The sequence below is a fragment of the Siccirubricoccus deserti genome, from assembly GCF_014283215.1.
Taxonomy (GTDB): Bacteria; Pseudomonadota; Alphaproteobacteria; order Acetobacterales; family Acetobacteraceae; genus Siccirubricoccus; species Siccirubricoccus deserti.
This window is the reverse complement of record NZ_JACOMF010000001.1, coordinates 117,796-135,892: the sequence shown is the minus strand read 5'-3', so window position 1 is coordinate 135,892 and position 18,097 is coordinate 117,796. Positions and strand designations below refer to the sequence as shown.

At 71.8% G+C, this 18,097-nt stretch carries 16 protein-coding genes and 2 pseudogenes; 8 read left to right on the top strand and 10 right to left on the bottom strand.

Annotated features, from left to right (window positions below):
* Positions 1 to 509: 509 nt before the first annotated feature.
* Positions 510 to 1,100 carry an HD domain-containing protein gene (locus H7965_RS00675; RefSeq protein ID WP_222440408.1) on the bottom strand — a complete coding sequence of 197 codons (591 nt, stop codon included), beginning with the start codon at positions 1,098 to 1,100 and terminating at the stop codon, positions 510 to 512.
* Between H7965_RS00675 and H7965_RS00670 the strand changes: the two are divergent.
* Positions 1,044 to 1,250 (top strand): annotated as a pseudogene (locus tag H7965_RS00670) (transposase); the annotation flags it as partial. The gene H7965_RS00675 and the pseudogene H7965_RS00670 overlap by 57 nt on opposite strands.
* Positions 1,251 to 1,593: 343 nt before the next feature.
* Here the strand turns inward: H7965_RS00670 and H7965_RS00665 are convergent.
* On the bottom strand, positions 1,594 to 2,568 hold the full coding sequence (locus H7965_RS00665) for a Bug family tripartite tricarboxylate transporter substrate binding protein (RefSeq protein WP_186768587.1): 975 nt from the start codon (positions 2,566 to 2,568) through the stop codon (positions 1,594 to 1,596).
* 332 nt (positions 2,569 to 2,900) lie between these two features.
* Here H7965_RS00665 and H7965_RS00660 point away from each other — a divergent pair, with 332 nt between their 5' ends.
* On the top strand, positions 2,901 to 4,904 hold the full coding sequence (locus tag H7965_RS00660) for a sensor histidine kinase (RefSeq protein WP_186768586.1): 2,004 nt from the start codon (positions 2,901 to 2,903) through the stop codon (positions 4,902 to 4,904).
* Between the two features lie 151 nt (positions 4,905 to 5,055).
* Here the strand turns inward: H7965_RS00660 and H7965_RS00655 are convergent, their stop codons facing one another.
* Positions 5,056 to 5,499: a MaoC/PaaZ C-terminal domain-containing protein gene (locus tag H7965_RS00655; protein ID WP_229682427.1), complete on the bottom strand. Its 444-nt coding sequence runs from the start codon at positions 5,497 to 5,499 to the stop codon at positions 5,056 to 5,058.
* 10 nt (positions 5,500 to 5,509) lie between these two features.
* Entirely contained in the window at positions 5,510 to 6,292 is a 783-nt protein-coding gene (locus H7965_RS00650; protein ID WP_229682426.1) for an SDR family oxidoreductase, read from the bottom strand.
* 160 nt (positions 6,293 to 6,452) lie between these two features.
* Here H7965_RS00650 and H7965_RS00645 point away from each other — a divergent pair, with 160 nt between their 5' ends.
* Both H7965_RS00645 and H7965_RS00640 read left to right on the top strand, forming a co-directional pair.
* Positions 6,453 to 7,397: an SPFH domain-containing protein gene (locus H7965_RS00645; protein WP_186768585.1), complete on the top strand. Its 945-nt coding sequence runs from the start codon at positions 6,453 to 6,455 to the stop codon at positions 7,395 to 7,397.
* A complete protein-coding gene (locus tag H7965_RS00640) occupies positions 7,382 to 7,810 on the top strand; it encodes an NfeD family protein (protein WP_186768584.1) in 429 nt (142 codons plus the stop codon). Before H7965_RS00645 ends, H7965_RS00640 begins: the two co-directional genes overlap by 16 nt.
* A 127-nt stretch (positions 7,811 to 7,937) precedes the next feature.
* On the opposite strand, the pseudogene H7965_RS31880 reads toward H7965_RS00640, so the two are convergent.
* Positions 7,938 to 8,081 (bottom strand): annotated as a pseudogene (locus tag H7965_RS31880) (hypothetical protein); the annotation flags it as partial.
* A gap of 677 nt (positions 8,082 to 8,758) precedes the next feature.
* Here H7965_RS31880 and H7965_RS00635 point away from each other — a divergent pair.
* The 3 genes from H7965_RS00635 to dapA all read left to right on the top strand — a co-directional run bounded on the left by H7965_RS00635 (position 8,759) and on the right by dapA (position 10,593).
* Complete coding sequence (locus H7965_RS00635; protein ID WP_186768583.1) at positions 8,759 to 9,094, top strand: hypothetical protein; 336 nt, start codon at positions 8,759 to 8,761, stop codon at positions 9,092 to 9,094.
* 3 nt (positions 9,095 to 9,097) lie between these two features.
* The gene (locus H7965_RS00630; protein ID WP_186768582.1) at positions 9,098 to 9,484 is read left to right on the top strand and encodes a hypothetical protein; all 387 of its coding nucleotides are present in this window, start codon (positions 9,098 to 9,100) and stop codon (positions 9,482 to 9,484) included.
* Between the two features lie 176 nt (positions 9,485 to 9,660).
* On the top strand, positions 9,661 to 10,593 hold the full coding sequence (dapA, locus tag H7965_RS00625) for a 4-hydroxy-tetrahydrodipicolinate synthase (RefSeq protein WP_186768581.1): 933 nt from the start codon (positions 9,661 to 9,663) through the stop codon (positions 10,591 to 10,593).
* A gap of 39 nt (positions 10,594 to 10,632) precedes the next feature.
* Here dapA and H7965_RS00620 read toward each other — a convergent pair whose 3' ends face one another.
* The 5 genes from H7965_RS00620 to H7965_RS00600 form a co-directional block, all read right to left on the bottom strand.
* Entirely contained in the window at positions 10,633 to 11,670 is a 1,038-nt protein-coding gene (locus H7965_RS00620; protein WP_186768580.1) for an LLM class flavin-dependent oxidoreductase, read from the bottom strand.
* A gap of 40 nt (positions 11,671 to 11,710) precedes the next feature.
* The gene (gene vapC / locus H7965_RS00615) at positions 11,711 to 12,070 is read right to left on the bottom strand and encodes a type II toxin-antitoxin system VapC family toxin (RefSeq protein ID WP_186768579.1); all 360 of its coding nucleotides are present in this window, start codon (positions 12,068 to 12,070) and stop codon (positions 11,711 to 11,713) included.
* 285 nt (positions 12,071 to 12,355) lie between these two features.
* Positions 12,356 to 13,627 (bottom strand): DUF445 domain-containing protein, encoded by a 1,272-nt coding sequence (locus tag H7965_RS00610; protein WP_186768578.1) that lies wholly within the window; start codon positions 13,625 to 13,627, stop codon positions 12,356 to 12,358.
* A 590-nt stretch (positions 13,628 to 14,217) separates the two neighbouring features.
* On the bottom strand, positions 14,218 to 14,751 hold the full coding sequence (ppa, locus tag H7965_RS00605) for an inorganic diphosphatase (protein ID WP_186768577.1): 534 nt from the start codon (positions 14,749 to 14,751) through the stop codon (positions 14,218 to 14,220).
* A 135-nt stretch (positions 14,752 to 14,886) separates the two neighbouring features.
* Positions 14,887 to 15,639, bottom strand: coding sequence for a glucose 1-dehydrogenase (locus tag H7965_RS00600; protein ID WP_186768576.1), 753 nt, complete (start codon positions 15,637 to 15,639; stop codon positions 14,887 to 14,889).
* Positions 15,640 to 15,823: 184 nt separating this feature from the next.
* On the opposite strand from H7965_RS00600, the gene H7965_RS00595 reads away from it, so the two are divergent.
* On the top strand, positions 15,824 to 18,031 hold the full coding sequence (locus H7965_RS00595) for a hypothetical protein (RefSeq protein ID WP_186768575.1): 2,208 nt from the start codon (positions 15,824 to 15,826) through the stop codon (positions 18,029 to 18,031).
* Positions 18,032 to 18,097 lie beyond the last annotated feature (66 nt).

Sequence of the window (18,097 nt, the reverse complement as noted above, 5' to 3'; positions counted from 1 at the left end):
ACGCTCGGCGCGCGCCCGGGACCCGCGCAAAATGGCGGAAAAGGCTGCGCTCGCGGTGGCGCCGAAATTGGCTAAAGTCGAGCTTAGGGTCCGCTCCCAAAGCCACTCACGGTTGATCTGGTCTGACCGCTCGCGCTGCCGCTGCTCAATGATTGGGTCTCATCAGACTATGGACAGCGGCATTGGACTTCAGGATCTCGCATCCCGTCGCACCGGTGATCGACCTGGGCCGAGACGGGCTTGTTGGCGCGGGTGCGTGCCCTGCCGGTCGGGATGCTGCGCGGCCATCCCGACCTGAACCTGGATAGATGCTCCGCGCGCCAAGCGCGGCTGTGACCTCACCGACCCCAAGCCGACGGAACGGGCCAAGCGAGGCACGAAGTACCATGTGGCGGTGGACGGGGACGGCGTGCCGGTGGCCCGCGCATGCCGAGTGAGAGACCGCGGTCGATTCAGAGCCCGGCGCGTGATCCGATCCCGGCGCCCGAAGCGTCGGGTGAACCGGCCGATCAGCCCGCTTCGGGCTTCAGGCATTCCGCGACATAGGGCAGGAAATGCGCCACCGTCGGCGTTTCCAGATCCTTCACCTTCGCTGCTTCGTCGAAGCGCCGCAGCCGCACCGCCGCCGTGGCCTGGGGCAGGGCGGCGAAATGGGCCGCCTCCGCCGCCGACATCGGTCCGCCCTGCAGCGCCAGGCTCAGCACCGAATCCTTCGACAGTTTGGCGAAGTAATCCGCCTTGGTGGCGCAGAGATAGCGCTTGGCGGCGACATGCAGCCGCACCGGCTCGATCACCTCCGGCACGAACCAGGCGGCGAGGAAGGCGTGGCCCGGCGCCTCATGCCGGTCGTCGACGCCCTGCTCCGCCGGGCGGTCGCCGAGGTCATGCACCAGATGGCCGATGTCGTGCAGCAGGCAGGCGGTGATCAGCGCCGCATCGCCGCCCGCGCGCTCGGCCTGCCGGGCGGCCTGCAGGGCGTGCTGGCGCTGGGTGATGTCGTGCAGCCCGTACCGGCCATCCGCCTTCAGGGTCAGCAGATCGGCAATGCGGTCGAGGCGCTGAACGCCAAGCTGCGCAGCGCGGTCCGCACCCGCGGCCACTTCCCGACCGACGAGGCCGCACTGAAGCTGCTCTATCTGGTCTTGAGCAGGACCGAGAAGGAATGGACCATGCCAGCGCGTGAGTGGTCCATGGCCAAGGCCCAGTTCGCCGTCCTGTTCGGCAACCGCTTCAATAAGGCCATGGCCTGACCGTGTCGTTCAACCGACCGGCCATACACGGAAATTCCGACACTCCCCACGGACCGGAGACAATCCAAGCACGCCCCGCCACTGCAATCTTCTCCCGATTGTCGCCGACGAATGGCAGGGCAGTTGCCCCGGCGCGCTGGGGCACCCCGCGGTTTGGCCAGAGCGCGCCCTGCGACCCGGCGCGGGCCGCGCTGCTCACCAAGCTCCATGCGAGGAACCACCGGCTCGTGACGGAGGGCGCGCCGTTCGATGCCCGCCACGCCCCCGCATGCTGCTCTGGCGGATGCGCCACGCCGACCGCAGCCTGACGCATCTTCCGGCGAGGCTGGGCCGAGTGGCGCGCCTACTCCACGCTGGCCCCGGAAAGCCGCACCAGCTCCGCCGTGCGGGCGATCTCGGCGGCCTGGAAGCTGGCGAATTCCTCCGCCGTGCTGCCGACCGGCTCGTAGCCGAGCTGGCGCATGCGGGTCCGCATCTCCGGCGGCTTCATCGCCGCGGCGATCTCCTCCGACAGCCGGGTGATCACCGGGGCCGGCGTCCCCGCCGGGGCGAAGACGCCGAGCCAGCTCTGGAAGGCGTAGCCGGGCACCGTCTCGGCGACCGTCGGCACCTCCGGCAGCTCCGCCGAGCGTTCCGGCCAGGTGATGCCGATGGCCCGGACCTGGCCGGCGCGGACCTGGTTGATGCTCTCGACCACCGGGGCGAAGATCAGGTCGACCCGGCCGGAGACCAGATCCGCCATCGCCGGCGCACCGCCGCGGTAGTGGATCTGGGTGAAGCGCACGCCGGTCTCCTTCTCGAACAGCACCGCGGCGAAATGCTGGGAGGTGCCGGCGCCGCCGGTGCCGGCGTTGAGCCCGCCGGGGCGGGACTTCGCCAGGGCGATCAGCTCCGCCACGCTGCGTACCGGCACGGATGGATGCACCACCAGCAGGCAGGCGCTGAGGACCACCAGCGAGACCGGGGCGAAGTCGCGCGCCACATGGAAGGGCAGGTTGCGGTACAGGGTCTGGTTCACCGCATGGGTGCCCATCGCCCCCATCACCAGCGTGTAGCCGTCCGGCGCGCTGCGGGCCGCGGCCTCGGAGGCGACGTTGCCGCCGGCGCCGGTCCGGTTCTCCACCAGCACCGACTGGCCGAGCGCGGGGGTCAGCGCCTGGGCGACGACGCGGGCGGTGGTATCGGTGCTGCCGCCGGGGGCGAAGCCGACCAGCATGCGGATCGACCGGTCGGGGCTCCAGACAGCCGGCGCGGCGGGCTGGGCGCGGGCGGCGAGGGGTAGAGCGGCAAGCATCGGTAGCAGGGCACGGCGCTGCATCACGGATCCTCCTCCCTGCGGGGCCTTTGGCGGCCCCGTCGTTTGCGGGTGGCACGCAGGCCCCCAAGGCCGACGCTAACAGGCCGCGAGCACGGCCCGCCAGCACGGCGTCACCCTGTGGCGACGAAGCCTCACCTGCCGATGATTGCGCATGTTCCGAGAATAAACGATGTCGCGAGGTCTCGATATTGCTGTAGGTCCATTCCCATGTGACAACATTATCATCACGAATGAGCAATTTTTCGACTGTTGTGCCAGTCGGCCGGCATGCCTATGCCGCATGTGCTCCTGCGGTGCCCTCACGGGCACCCAGCCTACGCGGACGCCTGGTGATGCTGGTACTCGGCCTGGTTGCGGCACTGGCCGGGCTTACCGGCCTCGCCCTCTGGCAGGCGCATAGCGCGGCGCGGATCGAGTACAAGGCCCAGATGCTCGCCACCACCCGTGCCCTCGCCAGGGTGGTGGACCATGAATTCCTCTGGGCCGAGGCGCTGGTGCACGGCCTCGCCTTCAACCCCGCCCTGCTCGCCAGGGATTACGGCAGCTTCCTTGATGCCGCGCATGCCGTCACCGAAGCGCTCGGCGTGCTGGCGATCTCCGTATCGACGCCCGACGGGATGCAGCGCATGAACACCGGCGCCCTCCCCGAGGACATCGCGGCCGGCCTGCCGGCACCGCCGGAGGTCATGCGCGTCTTCCAGACCGGCCGCACCGAGATCGGCGATCTCGCCGCCGGCTGCGCGAACGGCCAGCGGCGCATCGTCCTCGCGGTGCCGGTGCGTGCGGCGCCGACCGCGCCGGTGCAGCAGGTCCTCAGTGTCACATTGCCGAGCAGCCGCCTTTCGGCGTTGCTGGTCCAGCCGGAGCTTCCCCCCGGCTGGGTGGCGACCGTGCTGGACCGCAGCAACACCATCGTGGCGCGCACCCGGCGGGAGGCCGAGGCGCTCGGCCTGCCGGCCCCGGCACGCCTGCGGGACGCCTTCGTGGTGAAGGACGAAGGCATGGTGGAGGCACTCCACTGGCTGGAGGCCGAGCCGGTGACAGCCGCGGTCGCCCGCACCCCGGTGTTCCGCTACACGGTGGCGATCAGCACGCCGGAGCCCGGCTTCAGCGCGGCCCGCTACGCCTCGGTGCGCGATTTCGCCGGGCTGGTGATGCTGGTGGCGGCCGCGGCGCTCGCCATGACGCTGCTGCTGACCCGGCGGCTGGGCCTGGCGCTGCGCCGGTTGGCCCGACCCGATGCCGCGGGCGGCGGCCTGGCCGAGCTGGCGGAATTGAGCGCCTCGCTGGCCAGCGAGCGCGCTGCCCGCGATGCCGCGGAACGCGCCGCGCACGACCACGCCGCCTGGCTGGAGGCGGCGCAGCAGGCGGCCGAGATCGGTGTCTGGGAATGGTGCGCGACGGCGGACCGGCTGCACTGGTCGATCGGCGTGGCGACGCTGCTCGGCCTGCACGCCAGCGGCGGGGTGCGGCCGGGGCTGGTGATGCGGCGCCTCCGCCGCCGGGTGCTGCCAGCCGACCGGGCCGCCTTCGATGCGGCGATGGATGCCGTAAGAGCCGGCCGCAGCGACGACATCGGCCTCGAATTCCGGCTGCGCCGGGCGGATGGCGCGCTGCGCTGGCTGCGGGTCCAGGGCAGCCGGATGCCGGGCCGGCGGGGCGAGAAGGCGCCGCGGGTGCTTGGCGCCCTGCTGGACGTCACCGCCCGCCGGGCCTGGGAGGCCGACGGGGAGGCGCTGCTGCGGAAGCAGGAATTCCTCGCCGGCGAGATCCACCACCGGGTCAAGAACAGCCTGCAGCGCGTCGTCGGCCTGCTGCTGATGCAGGCCCAGCGCGCCACCCCGGAGGCCGCGGCGCAACTGCGCGACGCCGCCGGCCGGGTCGTCACCTTCGCCGCGGTGCATCGCCGGCTGTACGAGGCGCTGGGCAGCAACCAGAGCGATGTCGGCAGCTATTTCAACGGGCTGGTCGAGGATCTGCGCAGCTCGCTGGTGCGTGGCGTGGCCGGGCGCGACCTGCGGCTGGTGGTCGAGCCGGAGATGCTGCTGACGCCGGAGCGGCTCTCGCCGCTCGGCATCGTGGTGACCGAGCTGCTGACCAATGCGCTGAAATACGGGGCCGGCACGGTGACCCTGCGAATTGCCGGGGAGGGCACGGATATCGTCGTGGCGGTGGAGGATGAGGGCCCCGGCTTCCCGCCAGGCTTCGAGCCGCGTCAGTCACGCGGCCTCGGCATGCGGGTGGCGATGGCGTTGACCCGCGAGGCCGGCGCCACCCTGGAGATCGACCGCGCCGCCGCCGGCGGCCGGGTGGTGGTGCGGCTGCCACAGGGCTGATCCGGCCAGGCCTTGGCTGAGCCGGCGTTCACGCCTTCCACGATCCGCCCTAAGGCGTGTTTGCTTCAACAAGCTGAAGCAAGCAGGCTCCGGCCTTGTTGGCTGCGCGTGCCTCGCGCTTCCGGTTGTTCCGGCCGCGGGCGATCACGCCCTACCGCTTCAGGATGTGCGTCGCCAGCACCTCCAGCACCACCGCGCCGTCGCTGGTGCGGGTGCCGGTGTAGCGGAACCGCGCCACGCCGCGGTCCGGCTTGCTGCGGGAGGGGGTGAGCTCCTCCACCCGTCCGGTCACCGCGATCTCATCGCCTGGCCGCACCGGCGCCGGCCAGCGCAGCTCCATCCCCGCGCCGCCCATCGAGACCTGCTCCATGAGGCCGGTGCGGAGCATGTGGCCGAAGGTGGCGGCCAGGGTGTGCAGCCCGCTGGCGATGAGGCCGCCGAAGGGGCCGGCCGCCGCGCGCACCGGATCCACATGGAAGGGCTGCGGGTCGTAGCGGCGGGCGAAGTCGAGGATCTCTTCCAGCGGCATCACCATGGTGCCGAAGGCGAAGTCCTGGCCGACCGAAAGCTCGTCGAAGGAGCGGATGGGATCCATGCGCGGCCTCCTACATCAGCGACTGCATGTCGCCGTCCACCGCCAGCGCCTGGCCGCTGATGGTGGCGCCGAAGGGGGAGCAGAGATACAGCGCCATGTTGGCGATGTCCTCAGGGGTGACGTAGCAGCGCAGCGAGACCGGCCGCAACGCCTCCGCCTCCTGCTCGGCGAAGCTGCGGCCATTGGCCTGTGCCTTGGCCTCCAGCACCCGGCGGATGCGATCGCCGGCGACGAGGCCGGGCAGGATGGCGTTCACCCGGATGCCCTCCGGCCCCAGCTCGATGGCGAGCGACTTGGTGAAGCCGATGACCCCCCATTTCGCCGCGGCATAGGGGCTGCGCAGCGGAAAGCCGAAGCGCCCGGCGGCGGAGGAGAGGTTGACGATGGAGCCGCCGCCCGCGGCCCGCAGCGCCGGCACCGCGCGGCGGGCGCAGTGGAACATCGCCTCCAGGTCGATCTTCAGGGTGCGGCTGAGGGCCTCCGGCGTCACATCCTCGACCCGCGCGGTGGGGCCGGCGATTCCGGCATTGTTCACCAGCACGTCGAGCCCGCCGAGATGGGCGACGGCGGCATCGACGAAGCCCTCGCAGCCTTCGACGCTTTCCATGTCGGCGTAGGTGCTGGGGTGGGGACAGGCCGCCAGCGCCTCCCGGTCCACGTCGCAGAGGAAGACCCGCGCGCCACAGCTCGCGAACCCATCGGCGAGGGCGCGGCCGATGCCGCCGGCGCCGGCGGTGATCGCCACCCTGACCCCATCCAGCCGTACCGTCAGCGGCGCCGTATTGCCTGGCATGTCGCGTCTCCCTTTGTCGCAAGGCGAGACTAGGGCGGATCGCGGAGGGCGCGAACGCCCCGAAGCGTGAATCCGCCCTTCAGTCAGGCTGCCGCCGATCGCGGTTCGGAAAATGTCGGGGGCAGGGTAAGATCATCTCGATCTCGTTGCGGAGTTGTCGATGACCGCTGTGCAGACCGTCCTGATCGTCCTTCTCCTGCTCGCCCTCTTCACCGCCGCCCGCGGCATCCGCACCGTGCCGCAGGGCGAGGTCTGGACGGTGGAGCGCTTCGGCGCCTTCACCCGGCTGCTGCAGCCCGGCCTCAACATCATCATCCCCTTCATCGACCAGGTCGGCCGCAGGCTGAACGTGCAGGAGGTGGTGCTCGACATCCCCGAGCAATCGGTCATCACCCGCGACAACGCCTCGGTCGCGGTGGACGGCATCGTCTATTACCGGGTGATGGAGCCGGCGAAGGCAGCCTATGCGGTGCAGGACATGCAGGCGGCGCTGACCGCCCTGACCATGACCAACATTCGCGCCGTCATCGGCGAACTCGACCTCGACCAGACCCTGTCCAGCCGGGAGCGCATCAACTCCTCCCTGCTCACCATCCTCGACGGCGCCACCGAGCCCTGGGGCATGAAGGTCAGCCGGGTGGAGCTGCGCAAGGTGGAGCCGCCGGACAACCTGGTCCGCGCCATGAACCTGCAGATGACTGCGGAGCGCGAGCGCCGCGCCACCTTGCTGCGGGCGGAGGGCGAGAAGGCGGCGCTGATCCTGGCCGCCGAGGGGCGCCGTGAATCCGCCATGCGCGACGCCGAGGCGCGCGAGCGCCTGGCCCAGGCCGAGGCGACGGCCACCCGCATGGTGGCCGAGGCCGCCTCAGGTGCGGGCGAGAGCGCGCTGCGCTACTTCATCGCCGAGAAATACGTGAAAGCTTTCGAGGCGATGGGCAGCAACCCCGCCAACAAGCTGGTGATCGTGCCCATGGAGTCGGCTGGCCTCGCCGGCGGCATCACCCAGGCGCTGGAGCTGCTGCGGGGGACCGGCGGGGCGCCGCTCCCGGCGCCGCCCCCGCCCCCTGGACTGCCGGAAGGGACGGGGCCATGGAGCCGGGGCTGATCTGGATCCTGGCCGGGCTGCTGCTGCTGCTCGCCGAACTGGCGCTGCCGGGGGTCTTCCTGATCTGGGTCGGGCTGGCGGCGACCGGCACCGGGGCGGTGAAGCTGTTGACCGTCACCGGCTTCGGGACGGATGTGGCGGTATTCATCCTGCTGCTCGGCGCCGGCATCGCCCTGTCGCTGCGGCTGCGCCGGCTGCGGCCGGCGGGGCCGGCGGTGAATGCGCCGGAATCCGGGCTGGTAGGCCGCAGCGGGCTGCTGCTGCCGATGGACGGCCCCGGCCTCAGAGTGCGGATCGGCGACAGCGACTGGCCGGCCCGGCTGCCGCGCGACGTTCGGGTGCCGGAAGGGCCGGTGCAGGTGCGGGTGGAGGCGGTAAACGGCACGACGCTGGTGGTGCGGCCACTCGGCTGAGGTCAGCCCGGAGGCGCTGCGGCTGTGCCGGCGGCGGCCGGGCCAGCCGGCGCTTCGGCACCTCATGCCGCACCAGCTGCCCATCGCCATTGGCGTCATGGGTGCGGAACCAGGCATCCGGATGCGTCCGCAGCTCCTTCATCGTCACCCGCCCGTTGCGGTCGGCGTCGGCGGCGCGGAAGCTGGCCTGGGCCTCGAGGTGGCCGGCGATCTCCCCAGGCTCCAGCGTACCGCTGCGGTGGCGGTCGGACTGCTCGAAGCGGCGGCGCATCCAGCTCCAGACCTCATCATGGGTGACGCGCCGGTCCTGGTCGGCATCGGCATCGGCATCGGCATCGAATGGGTCGCCGCCGGACAGCCCGCCCGGGCTACCCCACGGGAACAGCCAGGGGTTCCCTGGGCCGCGGCGCCGACTGGCAGGACCAGCAGGGCGCCGCGCGCCTGGGCAAGGACGGGCCGCATTGATGTCTCCATGGCAGGGCAGCAGGGTAGCGCGATGCCGAGCCAGCCGCGTCAGCAGGATGGAATGGAAGAAGACCTAGCGCAGAATCTCGCCCTTCTACCCGAACCAATCGGTGGCGGTGGAGGCGACGAGGATGCGCTGTGCGGCGATCCGGAAGAAGGCGCGGGCGATGGGCATCGTCACCACCGGCCGGGCGGCGACCAGCGCCGGGAGAAGGAGGGATCCGCACGGATCGTGGAGTTTGACCCAGGGTTTCCCCGGGGTGCTCGCGCCCTCTGCCTATGCCGCCAGCCTGAACACCACCGGCCCCGTTTCGTGCCTCCAGGACCGGCCGGAGGCATCCGGATGGACAAGGTGCAATGCCGCCGTAAGGCTGGGCCGGGCCGGCGGAGGCCACCGCGGCCGGGCCGGTTTTTGGCCGTGCCGGCCGCCGGGGCTTGAATTTCCTCCTTGAACCATGGCGGGCGACGGGCAACATCCTGGTCATGGACAGTTCCCGGCGCTCCGGCCCGCATGGCCGGGACCCGCTCCCGCCCGTTCTCGACATGACACCGGACGGGGAATTCCGCGACCCGCTGCCGCCCTCGCAGCGCGGCTGGGTCGACCGCGCCCTGGCGCGGCTTGGCGGCGCGGCGCTGCTGGTCACCCTGGTGACCGGCGGGCTGCTGGTGGTGGCGCTCGCCGTCCTCTTTGTCGGCCTGCTGCTGCCGGTGGCGCTCGGCGCCGGGCTGATCGCCTTCGTCTCGATCTGGTGGCGAATGCGGCGATTGCGAGCGTCCGGGGGAGGCCGCCCGGTACGCTTCGTGGTGCTCCGCCGCTGAACGGTGGCCGAGCAGCGCCAGCCACCCTTTGTTGTCGACCCGCGCCGTCTCTACGAGGTCGGGCGCGATGGGACCCCACGGACCGATACCGCCGAGCCGCCGGAATGGCTTGGCCCGCGCCACCTGCGGCTGCTGGGCTGGGCGGCGCTCGGCGCCGGGCTGACCGGCGGGCTGGCGGCGCTGAGCGTCGCCTGCCTTGCGCTCGGGGCACGGCTCTGGGCGGCGGGCTTCGCCCTGGCGGTGGTGGCGGCCTCGCCGCTGCTGGTGCTGGGGCCGGTGCTGGACTGGTGGCGGCACCGGCGGCCGCGGCGCCAGCGCCACCGCAGCCGGCCGGAGGGCTTTCCTGAGAGCGGCCCTTCCCTTGACGGTTTCCATCCCCACCGGGAATGATGGCGACATGATCCACCGCTGCGCCAAGCCCGCGACCTCGAAGAAGTGCCCCGCAAGGGGCACCCTGGATCGTCGCGCGCGGTAAGCCACAGCGCCACAGGATCAGGTTGGACCCCGCCGGTTTGGACGGGGTCACTTTCAGGTCCCGTCTCCGGCACGAGAGGAGACGGACCCCCATGGAAGCGAGCCACCCGGTACCCGGCGGCCTCTGGCTGCCGCTTGTCACGCCGTTCCGCGACGGCATGCTCGACGAGACGTCGCTGCGCCGGCTGGTGCGGCACTATGCCGGCGAGCCAATCGACGGCCTGATCCTCGCCGCCACGACGGGCGAAGGTCTCACCCTCGACGAGGCGGAGGTCGAGCGCCTGGTCGCCCTCGCCGCCGGGGCGCTGGCCGCGGCCGGGCGGCGCCTGCCCCTCTTCCTGGGCCTCGCCGGAAGCGACACGCGGAAGGTGGCGCAGGCGCTGGAGCGCAGCGCGGCATGGCCGCTCGATGGCTATCTCGTCACCTGCCCCTACTACACGCGGCCGTCCCAGGAGGGGATGCTCCGCCACTTCTCCGCACTGGCCGAGGCCACCGCGCGGCCGATCATGATCTACAACATCCCCTACCGGACGGGGGTGAACCTCGGCAATGCGGCGATGCTGGACCTCGCCGCGCGCCCGAACATCATCGGGGTAAAGGACTGCTCGGCCGACATGGCGCAATCCTTCGACCTGCTCCGCCGCAAGCCGCCCGGCTTCGCGGTGCTCACCGGCGAGGACGCCTTCTTCCACCCCATGCTGACCCAGGGCGCCGAAGGCGGCATCGTGGCCTCCGCGCATGTCGAGACGCGCGCCTTCGCGGCGGTGCCCGCCTTGCTGCGCGAGGGCGACGGGCCCGGTGCGCTGGCGGCCTGGCGCGCGATCTGCGACCTGCCGCGGCTGCTGTTCGCGGAGCCGAGCCCCGCGCCGATCAAGCACTGGCTCTGGCGTGCCGGGTTGATCGACAGCCCCGAGGTGCGGCTGCCGATGATCGCCGTGAGCGACGGGCTCGCCACGCGGATCGGGCAGGAGGTGGAACGGCGCCGGACGGAGGCCATCCCTGCCGTGGCGGTGGGACGGGGCTGACAGGGCGGCGGGAGGGGGGCGGCGCCGGGTGACGCTGCCCTAGGCGGCGGCCGGCACCGCCGACGTCAGGCCGAACACCTCGGCCAGCAGCCGGTAGCTGCGCTGCCGTGCCGCGGCGTCGTGGCAGGGGCTGAGCACCGCCACCTCCTGCGCGCCATGCGCCGCTGCCAGCGCCTCCAGCTTCGCCTTCACCTGCTCCGGCGCGCCGACGATGGCCTTGGCCCGGATGCGGTCGAGATGCGCCCGCTCCATCGCCGAATAGGGGTAGGCCTCGGCCTCCGCGACGCTCGGCAGCGGCGGGAAGCGGCCGGTGTCGCGGAACAGCCGCCAGAGCTCGCGCGACTTGTAGAGCCGCCAGGCCTCCGCCTCGGTATCCGCGGTCAGCGCGAAGACGCCGAGCGCGGCATGCGGCGCGGCCAGCCGGCCCGGCTTGCCCGGATGCGGCTTGAAGTGCTCGCGGTAGAGCTGCATCACCTGCTCGCTGCCGGCGTCCGAGATGAAATGGGCGAAGCAGTAGGGCAGGCCGAAATAGGCCGCGACCTGGGCGCCGTAGTCGCTGGAGCCGAGCATCCAGACCTCCGGCCGGGTCGGCACCGCCGGCATGGCGGCGACGGCGCGGAACGCATGCCCCTCCGGCAGCCCGTCGCCGAGCCAGCCGAGCAGGTCCATCACCTGATTGGGGAAATTATCGGCGGCCTGATTGGCATTGGGGTTCAGCGCGAAGGCGGTGCGGCCGTCGCTGCCCGGGGCGCGGCCCAGGCCGAGGTCGATCCGGCCGGGGGCGATCGCCTCGGCGACCTTGAACTGCTCGGCCACCTTCAGTGCGGCGTAATGCGGCAGCATCACCCCGGCGGTGCCGACGCGGATGCGCCCCGTGGTGGCGGCGATGGCCGCAACCAGCATCTCCGGCGCCGCCCCGGCGTGGGACTGGCTGTTGTGGTGCTCGGCCAGCCAGTAGCGGCCATAGCCCCATGTATCGGCGAGCTTGGCCAGCGCCAGGGTTTCGCGGATCGCCTCATCGGCGCCGCGGCCGGAGGCGATCGTCGATTGGTCAAGAATGGCGAGGCCGAGGGTCATGCGGCAACTCTGGACGCGACGCGGGGAGAAGGGAAGCGGGTCACACCGGCTGGATCGGCAGGCCGAGCGGCCCGGCGATCCGGTCGAAATCCCGGTCGACATGCGGCAGCGGCACCGCATGGGCGATGCACCAGCCGGCGATCAGCAGATTCGCCATGCCGCGCGGGGTGATGCCGAGGCCGCGCAGCCGCCGGCAATGCGCCGCGGCGCGGATGGCCAGCGCCTTGGTCACCATCGGCACCAGGGTGAAGCGGCGGAGCCAGCCCTCGATCGCCTGAGCGCGTGCCTCGCTGGAGACGCCCTGCAGCACCTCCGGCAGGATGTTGTCGCCGATGACGTTGGGCTCGCCCCGGCCGGGCGGAGGCGCGAGTCGCCGGGGTTTCCGCCCGGCGCAGCACATTGGTCAGGACGCTGGTGTGGGCCGCGAGCAGCAGAGCGGCACCTGATCCTCATGGAGGGCGAAGGGCCGGGGGGCCTGGCCCCACTCCGGTTACCACCCGACAGCGCCTCGGCCGCCTCCCGCTGGCGGGCGGGCCCACCAGCAACCCTAGCCGCTGCTCGACCGCCGCCGTGCTGGTCGGGTGGCCGCCCGTTGCATGGTCTCGGCAGGCAGCCCGTCATCGAACGCGACGTTGGTGCGCATGGCGCGATATGCATGCAGCGTCCTTGCGCTACACAAGCATATTCAGAATGCGACCCGGCCAAACACCGCCGTCAGCAGCGCATACAGCGCCCCACCCACCAGGAAGCCGACCAGCGTGCCGTTCATCCGCACGTATTGCAGGTCGCGGCCGACCCGCAGCTCAATCTTCTCGGTCACCTGGGCGGTGTCCCAGCCGGCCACCACCTGGGCGATGAAGCTGGCGAGCTGGGTACGCGCCGCCGGCAGCAGCCGGGTGAGCACCCTCTCCACCGCGCGGTTCAGCCGGCTCCGCGCCAGCTCATCCTGTTCCAGCAGGCTGCCGGCATTGGCGAAGACGCCTTCCAGCAGCGCCACGGTGCGGCCCTGCGGATTGGCCGCATCGGCGATCAGGGCGGCTTTCAGCCGCGCCCAGATATCCTCGATCCAGGCATGGACGGTCGGGTGGGCCACCGCCTGGCGCAACGCCCGGCCGACGGCGGCGGCGCGTTCTGGGTCGGTTTCCAACCGGTCGATCTCCTCCCGCAGCCAGACATCGAAGGCGGCGCGGAGGTCGCTGTCGGAGGGCTCCATCTTCGCCAGCTCGGCATTGACGGAAGAGAGGATCCTGCGGGCGACCGCGGCGCCGGCCAGCCAGCCGACCAGCGCGCCGCCTTCGGCCCGGACCCGGGATTCGATGACAGTCCTCAGCTGGCCTTCCTTGGCCGCCAGGATGGTGCGGAGCTGGGCGATCGCCAGGTCGAAGACTTCGTGATGCTTGCCGCCTTCGACCAGGGCGCGCAGCGCCCGCGCCACGATGCGGGCGCCGCCCGGCCCGCCCGCCAGGCGCGGCAGCAGCCGGCTCAGCAGGCGGCGGGCGCGACCGTCCTCGAGACTCGCCAGCAGCCGTGGCAGGGAGGCGGCCAGCGCCTCGGCGGCCGGGCGCGCCGCCGCCGGATCGGCCATGAAGCTGCGGAAGATGCCGGCGAGGTCGAGCCGGCCGAGCACCCGGTGGACCTCCGCCTCGGTGAAGACATGGTTGGCGACAAAGCGGCCGAGGCCCTGGCCCAGCCGCTCCTTCTGGTTCGGGATGATGGCGGTGTGCGGGATCGGCAGGCCGAGCGGGCGGCGGAACAACGCCGTCACCGCGAACCAGTCGGCGATGCCGCCGACCACCCCGGCCTTCGCCGCGGCCTGCAGCATGTCCGTCCAGTAGCCCGGCGGCAGCGCGTAGCCGAGCAGGAGCAGCGCCCCCATTCCGGCGAGGAGGCCGGTGGCGATGGCGCGATGGCGGGCGAGGGCCACGCGCAGCGCGGCATCGGGGTCGGCAAGGGTCATTCGCCCGGACGCTACGCCGTCGCGCCGCCGATGGGGAGGGCAGACCCGCTTCCAACCGGGCCGCGGCGATCACGCGCTACGGCACCCGGATGTTCAGCGCCCGGACCAGATCCCGCCACTTGCCGCTCTCGGCCGCGAAGGAGCCGGCCCCTTCGGCCTGCGGCCGGGCCTCCGGCGTCCTCCCAGGGCAGGGTCCAGGGCAGATCGAGCGCCGGGCAACTCGGCGTGCCCGCCGCCTCCCTTGCCATCATGGTCGGGGCCGGCACCGCATGGGTTTGATCCTGCCGCCGCCTCGGCCATGCGCATTGCCCGGGCCATCCCAATCCGTGTGCCTGCCCATTCTCGCCACCCATTTGGCTGGATCTTGCAGCCCTCGGACGCCGGCCAGGGCAGAGGCTAGAGAAAGTCTTCCGCAAACCGGGGAGGGAGCGGGCCATGACGCCCCAGGCGCCAGCCTCGAAAGCCCCTTTTGGAATCAAGGGACAGGCGAGTTCTATGAAGGTTCGATCCTCAAACAGCGACCTCCCGGCTCAGGCCGGGGTCTGGGGGGACGCTTGTCCCCCCGGTGGGGGCAAGGCCCCCGTTCACCCTCAACCCTTAGCCTTGCCCCGCTCGATTGCCTCGAGGATCAGCCGCCGCGCCTCCGCCGCATCGCCCCAGCCGGCGACCTTCACCCATTTGCCCGGCTCCAGATCCTTGTAGTGCTCGAAAAAGTGCTGAATCTGGTCGAGGGTGATCTGCGGCAGGTCCGTGTAGTTGTGGACGGACTCGTAGCGCCGGGTCAGCTTCGGCGACGGCACGGCGATGATCTTCTCGTCGCCGCCGCCGTCATCCTCCATCCGCAGCACGCCGACCGGGCGGACGTTGATGACGGCGCCCGGGACGATCGGCCTGGTGTTGGCGATGAGCACGTCGATCGGGTCGCCATCCTCGCTCAGTGTGTGGGGGACGAAGCCGTAGTTCCCCGGGTAGCGCATCGGCGTGTAGAGGAAGCGGTCGACGATCAGCGTGCCGGCGTCCTTGTCCATCTCGTATTTGATGGGCTCGCCGCCGATCGCCACCTCGACGATGACATTGATATCCTCGGGCGGGTTCTTGCCGATGGCGATGGCGTCGATGCGCATGCGGCGGGCTCTCCGGTCGGTTGTAAGGACGCAGGCCGAAGCCTGCATCCGCATGGTGCGACGCAGCAATAACCCCGCGCCGGGTGCCCAGGCAAATGCCCCGCCGCCGCCCGGCACGCCGGAGGATCGGCGCCGTCAGCAGGCCAGATAGCCGCCGTCGACGTGGAGTTCCGCGCCGGTGATGTAACTCGCCTCATCCGAGGCGAGGAACAGGATGGCGTTGGCCACCTCGTCCACCTCGCCGGACCGCGCCAACGGCACATGGCCGAGCATCTTGGCGCGGAACACCGGGTCGGCCGTCGCGCCGCTGGTGCGCATCGGCGGCATCAGCCCGGGATGGACGCTGTTGCAGCGGATCTTCGCCGCGCCCTCCTGCGTCGCCACCGCCTTGGTCAGCAGCCGCACCGCCGCCTTGGAGGCGTTGTAGCCGCAGTGGATCCGCTCCTGCCCGACCACGCCGGAGATGGAGGAGAGATTGATGATGCTGCCGCCGCCGGCCTGCCGCATGGCGGCCACCGCGTATTTGGTGCCGAGGAAGACGCCACGGCCGTTCACCGCCATGAGACGATCCCAGAGCCCGGTGTCGTAGAGATCGTTGGTGGCGCTGCCGCTGATGCCGGCATTGTTCACCAGCACGTCCAGCCGGCCCCAGGCGGCGACGGCGGCGCCGACCGCGGCTTCCCACTGCTCCTCCTCTGTCACGTCCAGGTGCTGGAAGCGGGCGGTGCCGCCGGCCGCCTCGATGCCGGCGACCACCGCCTTCCCCTCGGCCTCCAGCACGTCGGCGACCAGGACCTTGGCGCCCTCCCGGGCGAAGACCCGCGCGGTGGCGGCCCCCATGCCGGATGCGGCGCCGCTGACGATGGCAATCTTATTGGCGAGACGCATGGACGTTCCTTCCCCCGGTGCGTTGTGTTGCCCGGAGCCTCGCGCGCCGATGCCGTTACGGCAAGCCGGGTCGCTACTGCACGGCCTTGTGAGTCGGGCAAACTCGTACGGATCGCCTGTAAGTATACTATTCCAGATCATTCAGCCCCTGCGTGCAGGGGTGCAACCAACGGGAGGCTTTGCCATGGGGCATGACGGTTCGCGTGTCCTTTTCCGCACCCGCACCGCCATCCCGCAGGATGTCCCCTTCCTTGAGCCGCATGAGGTCCGCCGCCGCCCCGGCCGCCCGGCCGCGGTCATCACCAAGGCGGAGGAGCGCGAGAGCAACCGCCGCTGGGCCCAGGCGGCGCTGCACCAGCGGCTGCGCGGCAATTTCAGCCTGGGCGAGGTTATCGGCCTCGGCGTGCCCACGGTGACCCTGGCGGCGGCGCTGGTGCAGGAGGGGCAGTCCGGTACGGCCTCGCAGGCTGGTGCCGGAGCCAGGGCGGCGACCGGCACCGCGCGCGGCGGGCCCGGGGCAACCGCCCCCGGCCCGGCGGCGCCCTTCGGCCCGGAGCCGGGCGCCGAGTCGTTCGTCGCTTCCACCGCCCTGCCGGAGACCCCCGCCGCCCCGCGGGCGCCGCGCGGTACCACCATCATCCCGACCACCACCCTGCCGATCGCACCGCTGGCCGGGCTGGAGGTGCGGGCTGCGGAGGTGCCGGGCCTTGCCCTGTTCAGCGCCATGGCCGGGCTGGGCCAGGCCCCGGCACGGGCCGCCAGCGAGGCGACGCCGCCAAGCCTGGCGGAGGTGCTGGCGATGGGACCGCAGCACGCCGCCAGCCGGGAGTCCGCGCCGCGCGAGGCCCTGCCGCGCGACATCGACCATGCCCCGGCCGAGGCCGCCAGGCCCGCCGTCCGCGTCGCGGTGGCGGAGCCGACCACCACCCATGCCGCGCCGCCGCCACCGATGGCCGAGGTGGTGAAGACGGCGGCCCCGCCGGTCTGGACGGCGCCCGCCTGGCTGCCGCCGGTCGAAATCCTGCCGCATCCGCTGGCCGATCGGCCGGCACCGCAGCAAGCCGAAGCGCCGGCGCTGGCCATGGTCACGGAGGTCACGGAGGAAGCCCCGCATCATCGCTGGAGCGCACCGACGCCCGTGGAACGGCCGGCGCGGGTCGAGGTCGTCAGGCAGGGCGAGCCGGCGGCCGATGCCGCCCAACCCGCCGATCCCCCGGCGGTGCCCAGGGTGACCGAGGCGATCGCGCCGACCCTGGCCCCCACGCTGGCACCGGCGCTGGTCACTGTGACCACCACCGCATCCGGCATGCTGGGCGCGGCACTCGAACTCACCATCCCGGTAACGTTGGTGGAGAGGTCGATGGGCTCCGGGCGAGGCGAGCCGGCGAAGGCGGCCCTGGCGGCGCGTGGCGATGAGGGGGCGAGCGGCCATGACGGCCCGGCCGCGGTGCCCATTCACGAGGCGGTCCAGCCAGGCATCGATGCGGTGAAGGGGCCGGGCGGCAAGGCCGCCCTGCCGGCGACCGAGGGCAAGCCGGCTGATGCGCCGCCTGGGCTGGCGGTGATTGATCCGGTGCTCGACCCGGTTGCCGATGCGGTGAAGGGGCCGAATGGCAAGGCCGCCCTGCCGGCGGCCGAGGACAAGCCGGCTGATGCCTCACCCGGGCTGGCGGTGATTGATCCGGTGCTCGACCCGCTTGCCGATGCGGTGAAGGGGCCGAATGGCAAGGCCGCCCTGCCGGCGGCCGGGGGCAAGCCGGCTGATGCCTCGCCCGGGCTGGCGGTGATCGACCCGGTGCTCGACCCGGTTGCCGATGCGGTGAAGGGGCCGAATGGCAAGGCCGCCTTGCCGGCGGCCGGGGGCAAGCCGGCTGATGCCTCGCCCGGGCTGGCGGTGATCGACCCGGTGCTCGACCCGGTTGCCGATGCGGTGAAGGGGCCGAATGGCAAGGCCGCCCTGCCGGCGGCCGAGGGCAAGCCGGCTGATGCGCCGCCCGGGCTGGCGGTGATCGACCCGGTTGCCGATGCGGTGAAGGGGCCGAATGGCAAGGCCGCCCTGCCGGCGGCCGAAGGCAAGCCGGCTGATGCGCCGCCTGGGCTGGCGGTGATCGACCCGGTGCTCGACCCGGTTGCCGATGCGGTGAAGGGGCCGGGCGGCAAGGCAGCCCTGCCGGCCAAGGTCAGCACCGACCATCCAACGGTCAAGGCTGCGCCGCCGAGCCCGCTCGTGCAGCCGGACGATGACCCGATGGTGCTGCTGCCGGTTCTCCATCCGGATCTGTTCACCGCGCCAGAGCCTGATTTTTCTGCCATTCCTCCGGAGCTCCACCTCGGCCCCGAACCCCTCGATCCGCTGGACACGCCACCGCTGACCGATTTCGTCTTCGCCTGATCGCGGCCGAAGGCATTTTCGCAAGGCGTTTTTCCCCTGGCACGGCAGCGCCCCGCGCCGCATATC